Genomic DNA, 19,838 nt, shown 5'->3' with positions numbered 1-19,838 from the left:
GCCTTTAGAAATTTGCTCAATTGCCTTGCTGCTTTAACGTTCTGCCACTCAGAAGTTCCCTGATCTTTGTTCGTTTGAGGAAATTATCGGCGCACCAAAATTGTCAGAAATTTCACGCTCACCTGTAGCGCAACAACGACCGACATCCTGTACATTTCGGGGCATAAAACAATTCAATACTATTTGAAAGGCCATGAAAAAAATCTTTTCGATCTTCTTTCTTTTCTCGCTTTTTTCCAACGGGCAGCAAACGACACGTTCGTTTGTCGAAGGCAGCTATGCACCGGGCGGTGCTTTGGTAACGAACCTCTTCCTTGCTGCGGCCTGCAGCGCACCACCTCCCGGCACATTGAATTTGGCAAGCGGATTCCAGAACCGAGATGTTTACGCAGCAAGCTTTGGTTTCCTTCCTTCTGCATCTGCAGCACAGAATACCAAAGCCATGCAGCGAATTTCCGACCTGATCAACGGCCTTTCAGGCGGTATTACACTGCACATAGAGAAAGGAAATTACACGGTGGGCACGGAAAGTTTTGCCGGTACAAAGGGAAAAGGATACAGTTATATTGGCCAGCGACTATTGAATTTGCACGGGTGTACAAAACCGGTTGTTGTGGACGGCCACGGCGCAACCATCCGATTGAAAGACGGCATGCACTTCGGGAGTTTTGATCCCGCAGCGGGCCTGCGGCACGACGCTTTGCCGGGCGGTTTTACAATTGCTGATTACAGGGCTTATCCCTGCACGTTCTTTTGGTTCGAAAACAATAAATCTATTGAAATAAAAAACTTATTGTTGGACGGCAACGCTGAGAACCTGATTGTTGGTGGCTACTGGGGCGACGTAGAAATTCAATTGGAGGCAGACGGCATTGCTGCATTTTATAACGGCAGCATTACCGTGAGCAATGTCAATGCCCGTCACTTTGGACGAGACGGACTGATGGTTGGTAACTCTGTGACCGATACCACAAAAGTTATCAAGCAAATCAACATCGATAATTTTGTAGGCGACGGTTGTAGCCGCAATGCGTTTAGCTGGACGGGTGGCAATCATCTTCGTTGCACAAACTCTTCGTTCATCAATGGCGGCCAGGTTGTAAACCGCGGCACCGGCAAGAAACTCATCACCGCACCGAATGCCGGCGTTGACATAGAAGCGGAACTCGGCCTAATTAAAAACGGCCTCTTTGAAAGCATCTACGTGGGCAACACTGCACGTGGGGTAGGGATTGTCAATGATAACGCTGTTGCCACATCGGATGTAACCATTCGCAACGCAAAAATTGTGGCGGTAAACGGGCCCGCAATCTATGGGCTCAGTCGCCGAATGCTTTGGGAAAACTGCACCATCATCGGCTCTTCGGTAGCGTTAAAAACAGCCGGCAGTACAGGGCCGGATGATCCAAACAACGCAACGTTCAAAAATTGTCTCTTTACGATGGACACTGCTCTGTCTCCGAGTGGAAAAGTGTACGGCACCTATGTTTTGGATTTGGGTGCCGGAGGACAGGCCACCTTTCGCCAATGCACGTTTAATTCTGCACACCGCGGCACGGTCTATGGCGGATATGACTTCAGTTTTTACGATTGTACTTTTTTGCGTGATAGCGCAGCCGGGTCAGGTGTCTATCCATTGGACTACATGAACGGTCGGTTTTACGGTGTGAACAAAAAAGTGACGCCTTACCCGGAAGGAAAACCCTATCGTTCGGAAGGCAGCAAGTTAAATGGACCGTTCTACGAAAACGGTGTTGATGTGAGAAACCTCAAGCCGGGCGAATCGCGCAAAGCTGCCATTCGATTACGTGCTGTTGCCGGTGGCTATGAAGCAACGTACAACGACCGTTCTAAAGAGACAATACAGACAGTCCAAGTGCCGACTTTAAGGCCTTCTTGCCGAAAACAAACACCGTGATTATTAGAATCGTTGTAACGAAACAATTAATGCTTTGAAAAAGACCAACTTTTTGATTAGACTGTGGCGCAGTAAAGCGGGTGCATAAGTGTGTTTTTGCATCTTTAACAAAAGGTCTTCTTGTTGGCAATTGTTCAATCCCAAGGCCTCCTTCAAGTTGTAACCTGTGACTAAACCTTGATATAAATTCGCTTCTTGTCAAGCCAATAACAAACGGCCCACATAAAGGCAATGACGGTAAGCGCAAAAAGCAGCGAACCGATTCTCGGGTCGCCCGGCACGTGTTGATAAACCTTTTCGTATAAAATGCTCCAGGGGTTTGTGTACAGGGTATTGCCTTTGGCATCCATGCCGTTGGGTATGCGTATCAGCCTGAGCCCTCTTGGTAAAAAAGCGCTTAACGCAAACACGAACAAGGCGTTCTTTCCAAACACGTCGAAAAATTTTGTCCACCAGGCGCGAACGCCTTTTACTTCGATGAAATAAACCAGCGTAGCCAGGATGGCGATGGCCATGCCTGTTGTTACCACTACGTAAGAACTTGTCCAGATTCTTTTGTTCACTGGAAAACTTAGATCCCACACGTAACCAGTAAGGAGAAAACCTACCGCCGCAATAAACAAAATTGTCAGCGTTTGATAGATCTCGAAACCTTTTACTGCGCTATCGGTCATGGTCTCAATGTGCTTCCCTCTTTTGCGGATGTAATCGCCCACCAAAAAGCCAAAAATCACATTTACGATGGCCGGAAGAGTGCTCATTAATCCCTCGGGATCAAAGGGACGAACGACGCCGTTTAGTTTGTAGGCTTCGCCTTGGTACATGTGCGGCAGCGTAAGAATTGCCTCGTCTATTCTGTTACCAAAGTAGCCCGCCTTGCTGTACGGATCACCGGGTTCGCCAAGCGAATAGGTAAGCAGCCAATAAAGCAGTAGCAGAAGAAGGCCTGCTAAAAAACTGCCTCTTACTTTAAGATAATACACGATGATGGAGCCAAAAAAATAACAAATCGCAATCCGCTGCAATACACCCAGCACCCTGACGCCGGTTAATTTCCCTTCCGCATTTATCCAGGTCCAGCCGTTTCCGAGCAGATCATTTCCCTGCCACCGCACAAAAGGCCACCAGGCCAAAAAAAGACCGATGCCGTAAATGAGCAGGCTGCGTTTAATTACCTTCTTCCAAAAAAGGGCATCGCCGCCTTGCTCCAACCGCGGCATCACAAAAGCCATGGCATTGCCGACGGCAAATAAAAAGAAGGGGAAAACCAAATCGGTTGGCGTAAGGCCGTGCCAGGTAGCGTGTTCTAGCGGACTGTAAATGTAGTCCCAGCTTCCGGGGTTGTTCACAAGTATCATCAGGCATACGGTAGCGCCGCGAAAAACATCGAGCGAATAATAACGTTGGTTCAAAACAGCAAGATTTGCGTTAAATGTAGCAAATCGTTTTGGGGAAGAAAACTAAGTCCTTGGGCAAACGCTTCTCAGCCTCCGGCTTGGCTGCGCGAAAATAAAACATCTTCACGTTTTCTTTGAATAACGCCTTCGTTTTCCGCCTTTTTTGCAGCCTGTCGGGTTGCAACAAAACCTATATTTGCACCGCCTGAAAAAAGAGTATCCGTTATCTCGTTTGCAAAAACCAATGTGACCGAGGAGGGCGAAGCCTTACGTTTCTGTCCGGCAAGGCGACAGGATTAATGGCCTGCATACTTGTGGCAAACTAATCCCATGAAGATAATAGCGCTTCTTCTGCTCGGCGGTCTCTTTGGCTTAGCGGCCTGCACAACACAAAAGGGAGCCGCCTATACGAACTATCTGCAAAATGCAACAGATACATCCGGCAATCGTCTGACAGTACAAGAACCCGTCATTCAGAAAGCTGATCTTCTCTCTGTAAAGGTCTATAGCCAAAGTGCCGATCCCCGCACTGACATTCCTTATAATTTGCCTGAGCAAACCGTAGTGGGCAGCAGCAGTACTACATCAATGGCCGGTTTTTTGGTTGATCAAAACGGCGACATTGAATACCCCCGGATTGGGCGTTTACATGCGGAAGGGTTGACCAAGGCGCAACTGGCTGAAGCTATCCGTGAGCGGTTTAAAAATGAATTAACCAACCCCTCGGTGGTCGTGCGATTTTTAAACTACCGCGTAACCGTGTTGGGAGAGGTAAGATCACCGGGCTCCTTTGCTGTGCCCACCGAACGCATTACCATTCTTGAAGCGTTGGGCCTGTCGGGTGACATAACCGATTATGGCAACAAAAGCAAGGTGCGGGTGGCAAGGGAAAAGAACGGTGAGGTAGAAACCGGTTACGTTGACCTTACTTCGAAGGACCTGTTCCAATCGCCTTACTACCGGTTACAGCAAAACGACGTGGTTTTTGTTGAGCAGGCCAAAAGGAAATCCGAACAACAGGAACAACAAGCCACCGCTCAGCGAATTAGCTTTATAACCGGCATAGTAAGTACCCTGGCCATTATTTTCAGCGTCATTAAGCGCTAAACTTTTTAAATTATCGGGATGGAGGAGCAAGCAGTTTTGAAGAGCACCAAAGCCGAACTTTCAACACTAAACGTAAAGGAGCTTTTCTTTAAATACATTCGTTATTTACCCTTCTATATCATATCGGTAGCGTTGGCTCTGTTTATCGCTTTTGGTTACCTCCGCTACGCTACAGAGTTCTACCGCTCCAGCGGCTCTATCGTCATCAAAGACGACAAATCATCATCGGGCGGCGACAACAACAAGATTGATATTTTAATGCAGCAGGAAAGCCGCAAGAACATTCAAACCGAAACTGAAGTTTTGCAATCGAGGCAAGTAGTGGCAAGGGTAGTGGAAGCACTGAATTTAAATTTTGTTTACACGGCAGTTGGTAAGATAAAAGAACTGGATGTGTATGACGCTGTTCCTTTCAAATTAGAAGCGCTAAGAATTAATGATTCGGCCAGCGCTTTCGAAATTGACCTCCATTTTATTAACCAACGCAGTTTCCAGGTAAATAAATCCAAAGAGGCCATTGCGTTTGACCAGCCTTTTTCTACGCCAAAGGGCACCTTTCGCCTTATAAAAACCAAAAACCAGGACGTAGGAGAGGATTACAAAATTAGCTGGTACCCAACGGAGGTTCGCGCCAACGGTTTACTGGGCGGCCTTATCGTGGTTCCAAAGCAGAATGCACCTATTCTGACGGCTAGCATGGAAACGACGAACCCACAACTGGCCGCTGATTTTGTCAACCGCCTGTTGCGTGAATACCAGGCTGTAACCATTGAAGACAAAAACGCCATCACGCTGCAAAAACTTGAGTTCATTGATGCGCGGCTCGACTCGGTTTCGCGGCAACTCGACAGCATCAACGACCGTTACGTGGCTTTTCGTCAAAGGAACAACGTTATCAGCCCGGGCGTCCAATCAGAAGCTTATCTTAAGCGTTCCGAAGAGGCTGATAAGGCCATTCGGGAGCAGAAAGTACAGGTGGAAACCGTTCACCAGATTGAAGATTACCTGCGGGGCAGTAACGGAAGTTTAACCGTTCCTTCTTCACTTAGCATCCAAGACCCTGTGCTTAACGCACTGGTGCTCGATTACAACAAAGCGCAGCAGGAACGTAGCGAGCTGCTGAAGAACGCCCCTGAAGCCAATGTGGTAGTGCAACAAAAAACAGCCGAGGTAGAAAACCTTCGCAAAAAGATCTTGGTTAACACCCAGAATATTAAAAAGTCTTTCGGTACGGTGGTAGGCAGCTTGCAGAGTAGCAACAGCAATGCGCTGGCACAAATCAGCAGCATTCCCACAAAAGAAAGAGAACTGCTGGACATTCAACGCGAACTGCAATCGAAGGCTGAAATCTACAACACGCTCCTCGCCAAGCGCGAAGAAGCCGCCATTACGCTTGCCGCCACCATTTCGAATACCAAAATATTGCAGGAGGCGCAGCCAGACAATACCCCCATAAAACCTAACCACCGCGGAACAAAGATCCTTGCGATTGTGATTGGCCTGCTTGTACCCACGATTGCGGTTGTAATGATCGAATTGTTCAACGACAAAGTCACCTCACGAAACGATATTGAACGGCTTACGCAAGTCACACTGCTGGGCGAAGTCGGTCACAATTATTCAAAGGAAACCTTGTTGGTTACTTCGGGCAACCGTAAAGTTATTGCAGAGCAATTCCGCATTCTTCGTTCCAATTTGCAATACTTTCTAACGCATGTAGATAAACCAGTGTTACTGGTTACCTCTTCGTTTAGCGGCGAAGGAAAATCTTTCATTAGCACAAACATGGGTGCAGTGATGGCGCTGGCCAACAAGAAAACCATTATCCTCGAATTTGACATTCGCAAGCCCAAGGTGCTTTCGCAACTGAACATGGGCAAGCGCCCCGGTCTTACCAACTACTTGTTGGGGAAAGTAAAACTTGAGGATCTGCCCGTGCCTGTTGACGGCCAACCCAATTTGTTTGTCTTGCCTTGCGGTCCGGTTCCGCCCAATCCTTCGGAATTGTTGCTGGATCCCAAGCTGGACGAACTGTTTGCCTATCTCAAGCAGAACTTTGATGTCATTGTAATGGATACGGCGCCGGTGGGAATGGTAAGCGATGCGTTAACCCTGAGTAAGTATGCTGATTGTACGCTGTACATCGTTCGTCAGGGTCATACGTACAAGAAGCAACTGGGCTTGATAGACGAATATTACCGCGAAGGAAAACTGCCCAAGATTTCCATTGTGCTAAATGATGCAAAACTGCGCAGCGGCTACGGCAACTACGGCTACGGTGGCTACGGCTACGGTTACGGCGAAGGCTATTTCGAAGAGGAAGAAAAAAAGCACGGCATGAGCAAATGGCTTGGCTGGCTTGGATTTAAAAACGGCATGGAAACAAAAAATAAAAAAGCAAAAGTCTGATGCGTATTTTGATTACCGGCGGTGCCGGTTTTATTGGCGCCAACCTTGTTGAACGCTTGTTGCAATTACCGCAAGTTGAAAAAGTGCGGGTGTTGGACAACCTCGCAACCGGTTCGCTTGACAACATCAAGGAATTTCGAGAGCACCCAAAATTTGAATTTCTGGAAGGCGATATCCGCAGCTACGAAACCTGTCTCAAAGCATGTGAGGGCATGGACCGCATTTCGCACCAGGCGGCACTGGGCTCGGTGCCCCGCTCTATCAACGACCCTCTCACTTCGAATGCAGTAAACGTTACCGGTACGCTCAACGTGTTTACCGCGGCGAAGGAAAGTGGTATCAAACGCATTGTGTATGCGGCTTCTTCTTCTACATATGGCGATCATCCAGGTTTGCCGAAAGTGGAAGACAAAATCGGCAATCCTCTTTCGCCTTATGCCGTTACCAAATACGTGAATGAATTGTACGCAAGGGTGTACGCAAATCTTTACGGTTTGGAATTAATTGGCCTGCGCTACTTTAATATTTTTGGTCCGAAGCAAAACCCGAAAGGCCCTTATGCTGCGGTGATTCCTTTGTTCATTCAAGCCGTGTTGAACAACGAGCCGCCCACCATGAACGGCGACGGCGAAACGAGCCGCGATTTTACTTACGTAGCCAATGCCGTGCTGGCAAACGAATTGGCTTTGTTTACCGAAGACAAAGCGGCCGTCAACCAGGTTTACAACATTGCCTGCGGCGAGCAAACAACGCTTAACCGGTTGTTTGAAGAAATCAAACAAATCGCCGGCAGCGACCTTGCGCCTAAATACGGTCCCGAACGCATGGGTGACGTGCGCCACAGTCTTGCCGATATAACAAAAGCAGCAGAGGGCTTGCAATATAGGCCGGCAACGTCTATTTTTGACGGCTTAAAACCCACATTCGAGTGGTACCGCAAACAACACCATTTCGCTTATTCTTAAATCCAATGTGCCTTCCATGAACGATTCAAGAACCATCGTAATCACTGGTGGTGCCGGCTTTATCGGCTCACACGTTGTCCGTCTTTTTGTAACCAAATACCCGCAGTACAAAATCATCAACCTCGATGCGTTGACCTATGCCGGTAATTTGGAAAACCTCAAGGATATTGAAGATTCGCCCAACTATATTTTTGAACGCGTTAATCTTTTGGACGCACTGGAACTTGAACGGGTGTTTGAGCAATACAAGCCTGATGGTGTCATTCATCTTGCCGCCGAATCGCACGTTGATCGCTCCATTCTCTCGCCGCTCGATTTTGTTTACACAAACGTCGTCGGCACAGTCAACCTCTTAAATACTGCAAAGAAGTTTTGGTTGGCTAAAGACCAGTCAACCGGTCAATCAGTCAACCAATCAACCAAACGCTTCTATCACGTTTCCACCGATGAGGTTTACGGGGCGTTGGGTGATACCGGATTTTTTACTGAAGAAACGTCCTACAATCCGCATTCCCCGTACTCCGCTTCTAAAGCGGCTTCCGACCATTTTGTGAGAGCCTATTACGACACGTATGGATTGCCTGCTGTTGTGACCAACTGCTCAAACAATTACGGCCCTTATCATTTCCCGGAAAAACTCATTCCGCTTTTCATCAACAACATCATTAACAAAAAACCGCTGCCCGTTTACGGCGACGGCTTGTACACCCGCGACTGGCTTTTTGTAAAAGATCATGCGGCTGCGATTGATCTTGTTTTTCACGAAGGAAAACTTGGCGATACGTACAATATCGGCGGCTTTAACGAGTGGAAAAACATTGACCTGGTAAAACTGCTTTGCACGTTGATGGATGAAAAATTGGGAAGAGAAAAAGGCGAAAGCGAAAGCTTGATCACCTACGTGAAAGACCGTCCCGGCCACGACCGGCGCTATGCGATTGACGCGTCGAAGATTAATAAAGAATTGGGCTGGAAGCCGAGCGTGACCTTTGAAGAAGGCCTAAGCCAAACGATTGACTGGTATTTGCAAAACACCGAGTGGCTCAACCACGTTACCAGCGGCGCTTACCAGGATTATTATAAGGAGCAGTATACGGTTTAATTGTTTAAATGTTTAGCTGTTTAGGAGTTGAGGTGTTCAGGAATGTGCAGGATCATGATAACGTGTAAACCGCTAAACTACTCAACCACTCAACGCATCCACTCTTTAACTTCTCAACGCCCATGAAAGGAATCATTTTGGCCGGTGGCAGCGGAACACGGTTGTACCCCATCACCAAGGCCATTTCCAAACAATTAATGCCCATCTACGATAAGCCGATGATTTATTATCCGCTGTCGGTATTGATGATGGCGGGTATCAACGAGATTTTAATCATCACCACTCCCGAAGACAATCCGTCCTTTAAGCGTTTGCTCGGAGACGGAAGCCAGGTGGGTTGTCGCTTTGAATACGCCGTGCAGGAAGTGCCCAACGGACTTGCACAAGCTTTTGTGATCGGTTCAACATTTATCGGTAACGATAAAGTAGCGCTGGTACTGGGCGACAATATTTTTTACGGTTCGCGTTTGGGCCGCCAGTTGCAGGCCTTGAACGACATCGAAGGCGGTTACGTATTTGCTTACGAAGTTTCCGACCCCAAACGGTACGGCGTGGTGGAATTTGACGCGGAGCAGAAGGCCATTTCGATTGAAGAAAAACCATCGCAGCCCAAGTCAAACTTTGCGGTGCCGGGCCTTTATTTCTACGACAACAGCGTAGTGGAAATTGCGAAAAACTTAAGACCGTCGGCCCGCGGGGAATACGAGATCACGGACGTCAACAAAGAGTATTTAACGAAAGGGCAATTGCACGTTGCGGTGCTTGACCGCGGCACGGCCTGGCTTGATACCGGAACCTTTGAATCGCTCAGTGACGCGTCAGAGTTTGTGAGGGTGATTGAAAAAAGGCAGGGAACGAAGATCGGCTGCATTGAAGAAATTGCCTTTCGCATGAATTTTATTAGTGAAACACAATTGCACGAGCAGGCTATGGCGTTGATGAAAAGTGGCTACGGCAAATACCTGGAGCAGGTAATTAAAAAAGGGAAATGAGCGAAACAAAATATTTTGTTCACCCCTCCGCCTTTGTGGACGAAGGTTGCGAGATTGCAGAAGGCGTAAAGATTTGGCACTTTAGCCACATTATGCCCGGCTGTAAGATTGGCGAAGGCTGCAACCTGGGGCAGAACGTGGTGGTATCGCCCAAAGTTGTTTTGGGAAAGAACGTTCGAGTGCAAAACAACGTTTCCATTTACGAAGGCGTGATTTGCGAGGACGACGTTTTCCTCGGCCCTTCAATGGTGTTTACCAACGTTATTAACCCGCGCAGCGCCGTCAGTCGCAAGCACGAATACAAGCAAACGCTTGTTCGGAAAGGCGCAACCATTGGCGCCAACGCCACCGTTGTTTGCGGTAACGAGATTGGCGAGTATGCCTTTATTGGCGCGGGTGCGGTTATTACAAAACCTGTGGCGCCTTATGCTTTGGTTGTTGGCAACCCGGCAAAGCAAATTGGCTGGATGAGCGAGTATGGACAACGGCTGCGGTTTAACGAAGAAGGGAAGGCCGTTTGTCTGGAAAGCGGAGAGGCCTATAAATTAGAGAAGAACACCGTGACCAAATACTAACCTATGTCTGATTTTGCCTTAATTGGGGCCGCCGGTTTTATTGCGCCCCGGCATTTTAAAGCCATTAAAGAAACCGGCAATAACCTGGTTGCCGCCCTGGACAAATTTGACTCCGTAGGCATCATGGACAGTTATTTTCCGCAGGCCAGCTTTTTTACCGAGTTTGAACGCTTTGACCGTCATCTTGAAAAACTAAACCGTGCGGGAAACTCCATTGATTACCTGTCCATTTGTTCGCCCAATTACTTACACGACTCGCACATACGCTTTGGCTTGCGCCACGGCGCCACGGTGATTTGCGAAAAGCCTCTCGTACTGAATCCCTGGAACATTGACGCGTTGGAGCAATTGCAGGCCGAAACGGGAAAAAAGATTTACCAGATTCTGCAACTGCGTTTGCATCCGCATTTGCAGGCATTAAAGGAAAAAGTTGAGGCGGCCAATCCGTCAGAAACCTTTGATCTTGATTTAACCTATATCACGTCCCGCGGCAATTGGTACTATAGCAGTTGGAAAGGCGATATTGCCAAGTCGGGTGGTGTGGCCACCAACATCGGCATTCATTTTTTTGACATGCTGATCTGGATTTTCGGCGCGGTAAAGGAAACCGTGGTGCACGTGCATACGCACGACAGAGCAGCCGGATTTATTCAACTGGAGCGGGCCAGGGTACGGTGGTTTTTAAGCATAAACGAAGAGACGCTGCCGGCGGAAGTAAGAGAAAAAAAGCAACGGACTTATCGCTCCATTAAACTGAAAGGAGAGGAGATTGAATTCAGCGAAGGTTTTGCCGATTTGCATACAAAAAGCTACCAACAGATTCTGGACGGCGATGGCTTTACCGTGGAAGAAGCACTTCCTTCCATCAACCTTGCGCACCGGATTCGACAGCAAACGCCCGTGGGCTTGCTGGGCGATTACCACCCGTTCGCCGGTTTGGGTTTGTCCAATCACCCGTTCTTTTTATCAATAACAGAATAGGCAAACGAAAACGCAGTTTTAATTTATCTGAAAAATGAAAGTTGTTATACTCGCCGGCGGCCTTGGTACGCGGTTATCAGAGGAAACGGTTTTAAAGCCAAAGCCGATGGTGGAAATTGGCGACATGCCGATTCTTTGGCACATCATGAAAATTTATTCTTCGCACGGCTTCAATGATTTCGTTATTTGTCTTGGCTATAAAGGCTACATCATTAAAGAATATTTTGCCAATTATTTCCTGCACAAATCAGACGTTACAATCAGTCTAAAGGAAAATGCGGTAAAGGTTCACGACACCTATGCGGAGCCCTGGAACATCACCCTTGTGGATACAGGACTTGATACCATGACCGGAGGCAGAATAAAAAGGGTCCAACGACACATTGGCAACGAACCTTTCCTGCTCACTTACGGCGACGGGGTTTCGGATGTAAACATAACCGAACTGGTAAAATTTCACCAACAACACGGCAAGCTTTGTACGGTTACGGCTGTACAACCAACCGGCAGGTTTGGTGCGATCAACCTGGGAGCCGGACAAAACGTGGAGTCGTTTACGGAAAAGCCCAAAGGCGATGGCGTGTGGATTAACGGTGGGTTTTTTGTGTGCCAGCCGGCCGTGCTGAACTACATTGCAAACGACGCGACCGTGTGGGAAAGAGAGCCGATGGAGAACATTACGGTCGACGGGCAAATGATGGCTTTCAACCACGAAGGTTTTTGGAAGCCGATGGATACCTTGCGTGATAAATTCGAATTGGAAAAAGACTGGCAGGCAGGAAATGCAAAATGGAAAACCTGGTAAATGAACTTAAAGAAGGTTTACGAAAACAAGAGAATATTTCTTACCGGCCATACGGGCTTCAAAGGTTCGTGGCTGGCAGCCTGGTTAGAAACGTTGGGCGCCAAAGTGAAAGGTTACGCTCTGCCGCCCGAATACCCCAACGGTTTATTTGCCTTGCTGCAACCGGGGAGCAAGACGGAGAGTGTGCTGGCTGACATTCGTGACAAGGTGCGTTTAAAAGCAGACCTGCTTTCGTTTGAACCCGATTACGTTTTCCATCTTGCAGCACAGCCGCTCGTACGCCGTTCTTACCAGATTCCTTCTGAAACCTTCGACGTAAACGTTACCGGTACGGCCAATGTTTTGGAAGTTGTTTATCAATTAAAAAAGAAATGCACCGTCGTGGTCATCACCACCGACAAGGTATACGAGAACAAAGAGAAGGATTTACTGTACACCGAAGAAGATGCACTCGGCGGTTATGATCCTTACAGTGCAAGCAAAGCCTGCGCTGAAATTGTGGTCAGTTCGTTTCGCAATTCTTTTTTCCATCCCGAAAAATTTAATCTGCACCAGAAGGCCGTTGCCAGCGTAAGGGCGGGAAACGTGATTGGTGGTGGCGACTGGAGCACAGACCGTATTATTCCCGATATCGTTTGCTCGTTGAAGGCTGGACGGCCTATTGAAGTTCGCAATCCTTTGGCCATCCGACCTTGGCAGCACGTGCTGGAGCCCTTGGGTGGTTATTTGCGACTTGGCGCTTTGCTGGATGGCGAACCGCTGCTTTATTCAAAAGCTTACAACTTCGGGCCACTCCCGCAAGACCATTTAACCGTGAGGGAAGTGGTGGAAAAGGCGATTTCTACCTGGGGCAGCGGCAAATGGAACGACGCCTCCGACAGTAATCAACCACACGAAGCGGGTATCTTAAAACTTGACGTCAGCCGTGCCAAAGAAGAATTGGGCTGGACGCCCAAACTGGATTCTTCTACGGCCATTGACTGGACCGTCAACTGGTATAAACAACCCGTGGAAGAACAAGCTGCTTTCACTTTACAACAGATCAATTCTTATTCGGCCCTGTGAACTTTACACCGACACCGTTAAGCAGCAGTTACCTGATTGACCTGAACCCTTTTCAGGATGAACGCGGATGGTTCGCCCGCTATTTCAGCAAAGATCTTTTTGAACAGATTGGTCACACGAAAGAATGGGTGCAAATGAACCATTCAGTGACCTATAAAAAAGGAACCATCAGGGGCATGCACTTCCAGGTAAAACCTTACCGCGAGGTAAAAATGGTTCGCTGCATTGCCGGTTCCGTATACGACGTGATTGTTGATTTACGGGAAGGTTCTCCTACCTTTCTGCAATGGTACGGTGTGGAATTGTCGGCTGCCAACCGGCGCATGTTGTATATCCCTGAAGGGTTTGCCCACGGCTTTCAATGCCTTGCTGACAATTGCGAATTGCTTTATCATCACACCGAATTTTACACGCCTGCGGCCGAAGCGGGCCTCCGATACAACGACCCTTTGCTCAACATCGCCTGGCCCTTACCTGTAACACTTTTATCGCCACGGGACGAGAAACATCCTTACCTCACCGAAGACTTCAAAGGAATTTAATTATGCAATGCAGATTTTGTAAAACAGAACTTAAGCACGTATTTATTGACCTGATTAATTCGCCTGCTTCCAACTCCTTTCTTACACAGGAGCAATTGAACGAACCCGAAACCTTTTACCCGCTAAAAGTTTACACTTGCCACAATTGTTTTCTGGTGCAGGTGGACGAGTACAAAAAGTCCGACGCCATCTTTAACAGCGACTACGTTTATTTTTCTTCGTTCTCCACAAGCTGGCTTGCCCACGCCAAACGCTATACGGAACTGATGACGGAGCGATTCGGCTTAAACGAAGGCTCGCAAGTGATTGAACTGGCCTCAAACGATGGATACCTGTTGCAGTATTTTCAGCAAAAAGGCATTCCCGTTCTGGGCGTTGAGCCTACGGCTAACACGGCCGAAGCCGCAAAGGCAAAAGGCATTGAAAGCGTGGTTGACTTCTTTGGCGTACGGCTGGCGAAGGACCTAAGCGCCAAAGGAATAAAAGCCGATCTGCTGCTGGGAAATAACGTACTGGCGCACGTGCCGGACATTGTTGATTTTGTCAGCGGCATGAAGGTTATCTTAAAGCCGCAAGGTGTGATCACCATGGAGTTTCCGCACCTGATGCAATTGGTGGACAACAATCAATTTGACACCATCTACCACGAACACTTTTCTTATCTCTCTTTCCATACCGTCAAGCAAATATTTGAAGCGCAGGGATTGGAACTGTTTGACGTTGACGAATTGCCGACCCACGGGGGGTCGCTGCGCATTTACGCAAAGCACAAAGAGGACAACTCAAAAGAGATTTCCGCTAACGTTGAAGCCTTGTTGAAAAAGGAAGAAGAAAAAGGCTTAACAGGACCGGAGTACTACAACAACTTTCAGCAGAAGGCCCTGGGGGTAAAACTGGCGTTGATCTCGTTCCTGGTTGAACAAAAAAAAGGCGGTAAACGAGTAGCGGCTTACGGGGCCGCGGCCAAGGGCAATACGCTGCTAAACTATTGCGGCGTTAAAAATGACCTGATTGAATTTGTGGTGGACCGTAATCCCGCGAAGCAGGATAAATTTTTACCGGCAAGTCACATCCCGGTGAAGAACGAAGAATACTTAAAGGCCGAAAAGCCGGATTACGTCATTGTTCTTCCCTGGAATTTAAAAGACGAAATTACCGAACAGTTATCCTATATTAAAGATTGGGGTGGCCGGTTTGTAATTCCCATTCCTTCTCTTCAAGTTGTTTGATCGAATGAAAAAGGTATTGGTAACCGGCGCTACTGGATTTATAGGAAGGCACGTGATTGCCTCTCTACAGAAACGCGATTGTGTCGTTATCGCAACGGCTTCGTCTGCGGAGAGTAAAAAAGGAAAAGACTGGCTGGAACATCGGACGTTTATTCCGCACAGCATCGGCAGTGAAACGAAGGACGAAAACCTCTTTGAAAAATTTCAAAAGCCGGACGCCGTCATTCATTTGGCCTGGCAGGGGTTGCCCAATTACAAAGACCTGTTTCATTTTGAAGAAGTATTGCCCCGGCAGTATTTTTTTTTAAAGAAACTTGTCCAAAACGGTGTGAAGGATATAACGGTGACGGGCACTTGTTTTGAATACGGCATGCAGGAAGGCGGGTTGTCGGAAAAGGCCTATCCTTTGCCCGACAATCCTTACGCACTTGCCAAAAATACCTTGCGGCTTTTTCTGGAACAGTTGCAAAAGAAAACTCCCTTTTCTCTTAAATGGGTGCGGCTGTTTTACATGTACGGCGAGGGACAAAATCCCAGGTCACTTTTGGCGCAACTGGACGCTGCGCTCCAAAGAGGTGACGATACCTTTAACATGAGCGGCGGCGAGCAGGTAAGAGATTATTTACCGGTGGAAAAAGTGGCGGAAAATATTGTGGCGATTGCCTTGCAGGAAAAGGCAGAGGGAATCCTAAACTGTTGCAGCGGCAACGGCATAACGGTGAACGAACTCGTAAAGCAACACCTTGAAAAGGACGGCCGCTCCATTAAATTAAACCGTGGTTTTTATCCATATCCCGATTACGAGCCGATGGCTTTTTGGGGAGACGCAACAAAATTGAAAACCATCCTGGCCCAATGAGAACATCACTAACCAAAGCCGAATTAACCCGTTATACCACAGCACAACTCAATCATCTTTTTCCGGATAACAAACTTGTTGATTTAAACGGGCATGTGGCCTTGGTTACGGAAGCATTGGACCGCCTGGAATTTTGTTTCAAACATTGCACACTCAAACATTATTTCAACGGAGAAGAAGTCATTTTTAACCACCTGCATAGCGACCATTACGTAATGTACCTGTGGTATCTTGCCAACTCGCTGTGGCGAAAAGAGGCTAATGCCAATTTGTGCAACAAGCTTTATTACCTGAACAAAACACTCCACGGCCTGGATTGCATGTACAACACGCAGATGCCCGATATTTTTCTGCTGTTCCATTGCAGCGGCACAATGCTGGGCAAAGCAACGTACGCCGATTTTTTTGTGGCCTTGCAGGGCGTTACCGTTGGCTCGCAAAAAGGCGTTTACCCGGTTATGGACAAAGGCGTGTCGCTCACGGCGCACAGTTCACTTATCGGCAATTGCAAAATTGGTAAAAACGTTTCCGTAAGCGCTTACACAAATATTTTTGAAACAGATATTGCCAACAATACAGTGGCTTATCGCAGCAAGACGGGAGAAGTGATATTCAAGCCTTCCGCAACGTCTTATGCGCAAACATTCTTTAACGTACCCATTGAATAAACACGTTTTGCAGCTCCCGAAGGTTCCGCTACTGTCCCGGCTCAATTTTCAATCAAGTTCGGCCAGGGTTATAGCCAACCTTTTCAGCAGGGCCGTTGTAGCCCTGGCGGGTATAGTCTTCGTGCCCATTTACATTCGCCTGATTGGTGTTGAAAGCTACGGGTTGGTTGCGTTTTACGGAACACTTTCCGGTGCCCTGATCGTTCTCGACCTGGGCCTAAGTACCGCCATCAGTCGCCAGGTAGCGATATTGAATGCGCAACCGGACAAGAAGCATGATTTGCGCAACCTGGTTTTCTCTGTCGAAATAATTTACTGGGCCATTGCGCTGGTAGTGGGCCTGGTTGTGTTTTTTCTGGCCAATCCCATTGCTGTTTATTGGGTAAAAGCCAAAGACCTTCCCGTTCCTGTTATTGAAAAAGCCGTGCGGATCATGGGTTTGGTGTTTGCGCTGCAATTCCCTGCCAGTATCTACAACGGGGTAATGATAGGCCTGGAAAAACAGATACCCAACGCCCTGGCTACCGCTTTGTCGGCGTTGGTAAAAGCATTTGGCGCCGTTACTGTTTTATTGCTCATCAGGCCCACAATCGAATGGTATTTTATATGGCAGGCCATAAGCGTTGGCTTGTTCACGCTTTTTCTACGCTACCTGACCAAGCGTTATACAGCTTCGGATCAAAAGGCGGTATTTTCCAAAACGCAGCTTCAAACGGTGCGCAACTTTGCGGCCGGCATGATGGGCATCTCGCTCATTACTTTCTTTCTCGGCCAAGCCGATAAAATTGTTGTGAGTAAACTTGTGTTGCTGGAATTTGTTGGCTATTACAACCTGGCCTTTATGCTTGCCAGCATGCTTACGCAAATTATTTCGCCTTTGCAAAGCGTGGTGTTTCCCCGCTTTGCCACTTTGGTAGCAACGAATCAGCAAGAGGCATTAATCAGGCTTTATCACAAAAGCTGCCGCTGGGTGGCTATCGTAATTTTTCCCGTTGGCTTTACGCTTGTCTTTTTCGCAAAAGAAATTTTATTCTTTTGGACAAAGAATCCAACACTTGTTGAACACACGGCCCCGATACTCCAGACGTTTACCGTTGGCACCATGTGCAACTGCATCATGTGGATGCCGTATTTTTTTATGCTGGCCAAAGGCAACACGCGGTTTACCATTTATCAAAACATCATTGCTTCCGTCATTCTTGTTCCCCTGCTTTTTTGGTGGACAGGCAAATACGGTGCTTTTGGCGCAAGCCTGGTGTGGTTGTGCGTGAACGCCGGTTACATTGTTTTCAGCCTCCCGCTTTTTCACCGCTTGTTTATGAAAGGCGAGTTGTTCAACTGGCTGAAAGATGATGCGGCCTTGCCCCTGTTATCTTCCGGTATTTTATTGCTGGGCGCTAAACTCCTTCAGACCTTCTTTCTAACGCAGTCTTTCAATATATTTTATTTCGGAGCCTTGCTGTCATTGGCCGGTGTGTTGTATTTGTTTTTAATCCCGGAATTGAGAAAATTTTGCACCGCACTTTTTTTGAAAAAATAATCCTTTATGCCTTTTTTAAGTATAATCATTCCTACGAAAAATCGGCAATACACTTGCCTTTTTGCAATTGAGTCGGCCTTGCGGTTGAACCGCGATGACGTTGAAATCATCGTGCAGGACTGCAGCGATACCGACGTATTGAAAAAGCAGATTCTTGAAAAATTCGGAACGGCATCAAATATTAAATACTTCCATTCTGCGGATAACCCCTCAATGACCGAAAACTGGAACCGGGCATTCGACAATGCCACTGGCGAGTATCAATGCGCAATCGGCGATGACGATGCGGTGCTGCCTGAATTATACGAAGCAGCACGTTGGGCAAAAGCAAACGCAATGGATGCCATAGCACATACAGGCGACTCTGCGGCGTATTCGTACAAGTGGCCGGATTTCGGCGATGAGGAACTAAGAGGCAAACTCGTCATTCTTCATCCTTTCGACGGCAAGGTTGAGGAAAGAAGTACAAAAAAAGTTATTGATTCAATTATAGACCGTGTGGACCTTAGCTATTCGTCATTACCGATGGCCTATCATTGCCTTATCAGTAAAGCCTTGCTGGATAGGGTGCGTACAGCTACCGGTAAATTGCTTGACGGTACTTCCTTGGACGTTTATTCCGCTTATGTTTTTAGTTTGCTGATCGACAAGTTTGTTTTCGTCAACTACCCGTTAACAATTTACGGTGCTTGCGGTAAAAGCAACACCAACCGTTTAAGCAGGGGAAATGCAAAAGCGCATTTCAACGAGTTTAAAACCTTGCGTTTCCCGGCCATTATCCCGCGAGTTTTTAATATGCAAACAACGGTTGCCGAATCAATGCACTGCGCTTTCACAACCATGAAACGGCAGGACCTGATTGAAAGAATAAACCTGCCGTATCTCTATGCGTACAGTGCTGCAGAAGGAGTTCAGGAACTGAAGGCAACCTTACGATGTATGTTGGCGAACAAAGTGAAGCTTAATGTGTGGGCTAGGTTTGCAAAGACTTTTTCTATTAAAATGGCAAAGAATTTCGTTCGTTTCTGCATGGGAAATGCCTGGGCTGACAAGCAGTATCGAAACAAACAGCAGGTACTTGTTCCGTGCAATAATATTCTTGAAGTCATTGAATACCATAAGACGCACAATCAAGTAAAAATCTTCCAGGGGAAACAAGAAATCCCCGCCTCTCATCTTTCGTAAAGTCCGTCCGATAAAATTTATGTCAAATAGGGTAAAAAGATTGCTGCTGCGAACTTATGGGTATTATGTTTTCCGGAAAAAAGTTGGCGTGCTTGGCCTTTTTCGTGTGGGTAACCCCCGCAATGTGACTATCGGTGATGACTGCGGCATCAACTCGGGCGTTTATATTTTGGGCCATCACAAAATTGTGATCGGAAGTAACGTGGTTCTCTCCGTGGACGTGAAGTTGATTGATACCGGTCTTGACGTTGAGAACTTCATGAAAGTGAAAAAGCCCGAACACATTTCAAAGCCCATCGTCATTGAAGACGACGTATGGATTGGTGCGGGAGCGATTGTGTTGCAGGGTGTCACCATCGGACGAAAGAGCATCGTGGGGGCGGGAGCCGTGGTGACGAAAGACGTGCCGCCGGGTGTGGTGGTGGCGGGCAATCCTGCGAGAATCATTAAAACCTTGCCTCAATAGCGATTCTTCTTTCCTTTTTATTTATAAAGACAA

18 protein-coding genes are annotated in these 19,838 nt (G+C 47.5%); 17 read left to right on the top strand and 1 reads right to left on the bottom strand.

The features are described 5' to 3' along the window. Positions 1-193 precede the first annotated feature (193 nt). Positions 194-1,918, top strand: a complete 1,725-nt coding sequence (locus FSB75_RS11495) for a hypothetical protein (RefSeq protein ID WP_146787308.1) — start codon at positions 194-196, stop codon at positions 1,916-1,918. A 170-nt stretch (positions 1,919-2,088) separates the two neighbouring features. Here the strand turns inward: FSB75_RS11495 and FSB75_RS11490 are convergent, their stop codons facing one another. Further along, positions 2,089-3,330: an acyltransferase family protein gene (locus FSB75_RS11490; protein ID WP_146787305.1), complete on the bottom strand. Its 1,242-nt coding sequence runs from the start codon at positions 3,328-3,330 to the stop codon at positions 2,089-2,091. A gap of 315 nt (positions 3,331-3,645) precedes the next feature. On the opposite strand from FSB75_RS11490, the gene FSB75_RS11485 reads away from it, so the two are divergent. The 16 genes from FSB75_RS11485 (at position 3,646) to FSB75_RS22225 (ending at position 19,805) form a co-directional block, all read left to right on the top strand. Next, entirely contained in the window at positions 3,646-4,422 is a 777-nt protein-coding gene (locus tag FSB75_RS11485) for a polysaccharide biosynthesis/export family protein (RefSeq protein WP_146787302.1), read from the top strand. Between the two features lie 18 nt (positions 4,423-4,440). Next, entirely contained in the window at positions 4,441-6,831 is a 2,391-nt protein-coding gene (locus FSB75_RS11480) for a GumC family protein (RefSeq protein WP_146787299.1), read from the top strand. After that, on the top strand, positions 6,831-7,796 hold the full coding sequence (locus FSB75_RS11475; RefSeq protein ID WP_146787296.1) for an SDR family oxidoreductase: 966 nt from the start codon (positions 6,831-6,833) through the stop codon (positions 7,794-7,796). Before FSB75_RS11480 ends, FSB75_RS11475 begins: the two co-directional genes overlap by 1 nt. Before the next feature lie 16 nt (positions 7,797-7,812). Continuing rightward, a complete protein-coding gene (gene rfbB, locus FSB75_RS11470; RefSeq protein WP_146787293.1) occupies positions 7,813-8,898 on the top strand; it encodes a dTDP-glucose 4,6-dehydratase in 1,086 nt (361 codons plus the stop codon). 122 nt (positions 8,899-9,020) lie between these two features. Next, the gene (rfbA, locus tag FSB75_RS11465; RefSeq protein WP_146787290.1) at positions 9,021-9,890 is read left to right on the top strand and encodes a glucose-1-phosphate thymidylyltransferase RfbA; all 870 of its coding nucleotides are present in this window, start codon (positions 9,021-9,023) and stop codon (positions 9,888-9,890) included. Continuing rightward, complete coding sequence (locus FSB75_RS11460; protein ID WP_146787287.1) at positions 9,887-10,465, top strand: acyltransferase; 579 nt, start codon at positions 9,887-9,889, stop codon at positions 10,463-10,465. Before rfbA ends, FSB75_RS11460 begins: the two co-directional genes overlap by 4 nt. Positions 10,466-10,468: 3 nt before the next feature. Next, positions 10,469-11,446, top strand: coding sequence for a Gfo/Idh/MocA family protein (locus FSB75_RS11455; protein ID WP_146787284.1), 978 nt, complete (start codon positions 10,469-10,471; stop codon positions 11,444-11,446). A gap of 34 nt (positions 11,447-11,480) precedes the next feature. After that, on the top strand, positions 11,481-12,251 hold the full coding sequence (rfbF, locus tag FSB75_RS11450; protein ID WP_146787281.1) for a glucose-1-phosphate cytidylyltransferase: 771 nt from the start codon (positions 11,481-11,483) through the stop codon (positions 12,249-12,251). Further along, a complete protein-coding gene (gene rfbG / locus FSB75_RS11445) occupies positions 12,252-13,316 on the top strand; it encodes a CDP-glucose 4,6-dehydratase (RefSeq protein ID WP_146787277.1) in 1,065 nt (354 codons plus the stop codon). Beyond that, entirely contained in the window at positions 13,313-13,858 is a 546-nt protein-coding gene (rfbC, locus tag FSB75_RS11440; protein ID WP_146787274.1) for a dTDP-4-dehydrorhamnose 3,5-epimerase, read from the top strand. The genes rfbG and rfbC overlap by 4 nt, the downstream gene beginning before the upstream one ends. A gap of 2 nt (positions 13,859-13,860) precedes the next feature. Further along, positions 13,861-15,087, top strand: a complete 1,227-nt coding sequence (locus FSB75_RS11435) for a class I SAM-dependent methyltransferase (protein WP_146787270.1) — start codon at positions 13,861-13,863, stop codon at positions 15,085-15,087. Positions 15,088-15,091: 4 nt separating this feature from the next. Next, the gene (locus FSB75_RS11430) at positions 15,092-15,946 is read left to right on the top strand and encodes an NAD-dependent epimerase/dehydratase family protein (protein ID WP_146787267.1); all 855 of its coding nucleotides are present in this window, start codon (positions 15,092-15,094) and stop codon (positions 15,944-15,946) included. After that, positions 15,943-16,614 carry an LbetaH domain-containing protein gene (locus FSB75_RS11425; protein ID WP_146787265.1) on the top strand — a complete coding sequence of 224 codons (672 nt, stop codon included), beginning with the start codon at positions 15,943-15,945 and terminating at the stop codon, positions 16,612-16,614. The genes FSB75_RS11430 and FSB75_RS11425 overlap by 4 nt, the downstream gene beginning before the upstream one ends. Then, positions 16,607-18,154: a lipopolysaccharide biosynthesis protein gene (locus FSB75_RS11420; RefSeq protein WP_172623123.1), complete on the top strand. Its 1,548-nt coding sequence runs from the start codon at positions 16,607-16,609 to the stop codon at positions 18,152-18,154. Before FSB75_RS11425 ends, FSB75_RS11420 begins: the two co-directional genes overlap by 8 nt. A 6-nt stretch (positions 18,155-18,160) precedes the next feature. Continuing rightward, on the top strand, positions 18,161-19,339 hold the full coding sequence (locus FSB75_RS11415) for a glycosyltransferase family 2 protein (protein WP_146787259.1): 1,179 nt from the start codon (positions 18,161-18,163) through the stop codon (positions 19,337-19,339). Positions 19,340-19,358: 19 nt separating this feature from the next. Further along, positions 19,359-19,805, top strand: coding sequence for an acyltransferase (locus FSB75_RS22225; protein WP_146787256.1), 447 nt, complete (start codon positions 19,359-19,361; stop codon positions 19,803-19,805). The last annotated feature ends 33 nt before the right edge of the window (positions 19,806-19,838 follow it).

It is taken from the genome of Flavisolibacter ginsenosidimutans, from assembly GCF_007970805.1.
In the GTDB taxonomy this organism is placed as follows: Bacteria; Bacteroidota; Bacteroidia; order Chitinophagales; family Chitinophagaceae; genus Flavisolibacter; species Flavisolibacter ginsenosidimutans.
The sequence above is the reverse complement of the archived record's forward strand: the minus strand, read 5'-3'. Positions and strand labels throughout refer to the sequence as shown.

Coding starts and splice junctions, on each gene's coding strand:
- FSB75_RS11495 (WP_146787308.1), top strand. CDS start 194: ATGAAAAAAATCTTTTCGATCTTCTTTCTTTTCTCGCTTTTTTCCAAC.
- FSB75_RS11485 (WP_146787302.1), top strand. CDS start 3,646: ATGAAGATAATAGCGCTTCTTCTGCTCGGCGGTCTCTTTGGCTTAGCG.
- FSB75_RS11480 (WP_146787299.1), top strand. CDS start 4,441: ATGGAGGAGCAAGCAGTTTTGAAGAGCACCAAAGCCGAACTTTCAACA.
- FSB75_RS11475 (WP_146787296.1), top strand. CDS start 6,831: ATGCGTATTTTGATTACCGGCGGTGCCGGTTTTATTGGCGCCAACCTT.
- rfbB (WP_146787293.1), top strand. CDS start 7,813: ATGAACGATTCAAGAACCATCGTAATCACTGGTGGTGCCGGCTTTATC.
- rfbA (WP_146787290.1), top strand. CDS start 9,021: ATGAAAGGAATCATTTTGGCCGGTGGCAGCGGAACACGGTTGTACCCC.
- FSB75_RS11460 (WP_146787287.1), top strand. CDS start 9,887: ATGAGCGAAACAAAATATTTTGTTCACCCCTCCGCCTTTGTGGACGAA.
- FSB75_RS11455 (WP_146787284.1), top strand. CDS start 10,469: ATGTCTGATTTTGCCTTAATTGGGGCCGCCGGTTTTATTGCGCCCCGG.
- rfbF (WP_146787281.1), top strand. CDS start 11,481: ATGAAAGTTGTTATACTCGCCGGCGGCCTTGGTACGCGGTTATCAGAG.
- rfbG (WP_146787277.1), top strand. CDS start 12,252: ATGAACTTAAAGAAGGTTTACGAAAACAAGAGAATATTTCTTACCGGC.
- FSB75_RS11435 (WP_146787270.1), top strand. CDS start 13,861: ATGCAATGCAGATTTTGTAAAACAGAACTTAAGCACGTATTTATTGAC.
- FSB75_RS11430 (WP_146787267.1), top strand. CDS start 15,092: ATGAAAAAGGTATTGGTAACCGGCGCTACTGGATTTATAGGAAGGCAC.
- FSB75_RS11425 (WP_146787265.1), top strand. CDS start 15,943: ATGAGAACATCACTAACCAAAGCCGAATTAACCCGTTATACCACAGCA.
- FSB75_RS11415 (WP_146787259.1), top strand. CDS start 18,161: ATGCCTTTTTTAAGTATAATCATTCCTACGAAAAATCGGCAATACACT.
- FSB75_RS22225 (WP_146787256.1), top strand. CDS start 19,359: ATGTCAAATAGGGTAAAAAGATTGCTGCTGCGAACTTATGGGTATTAT.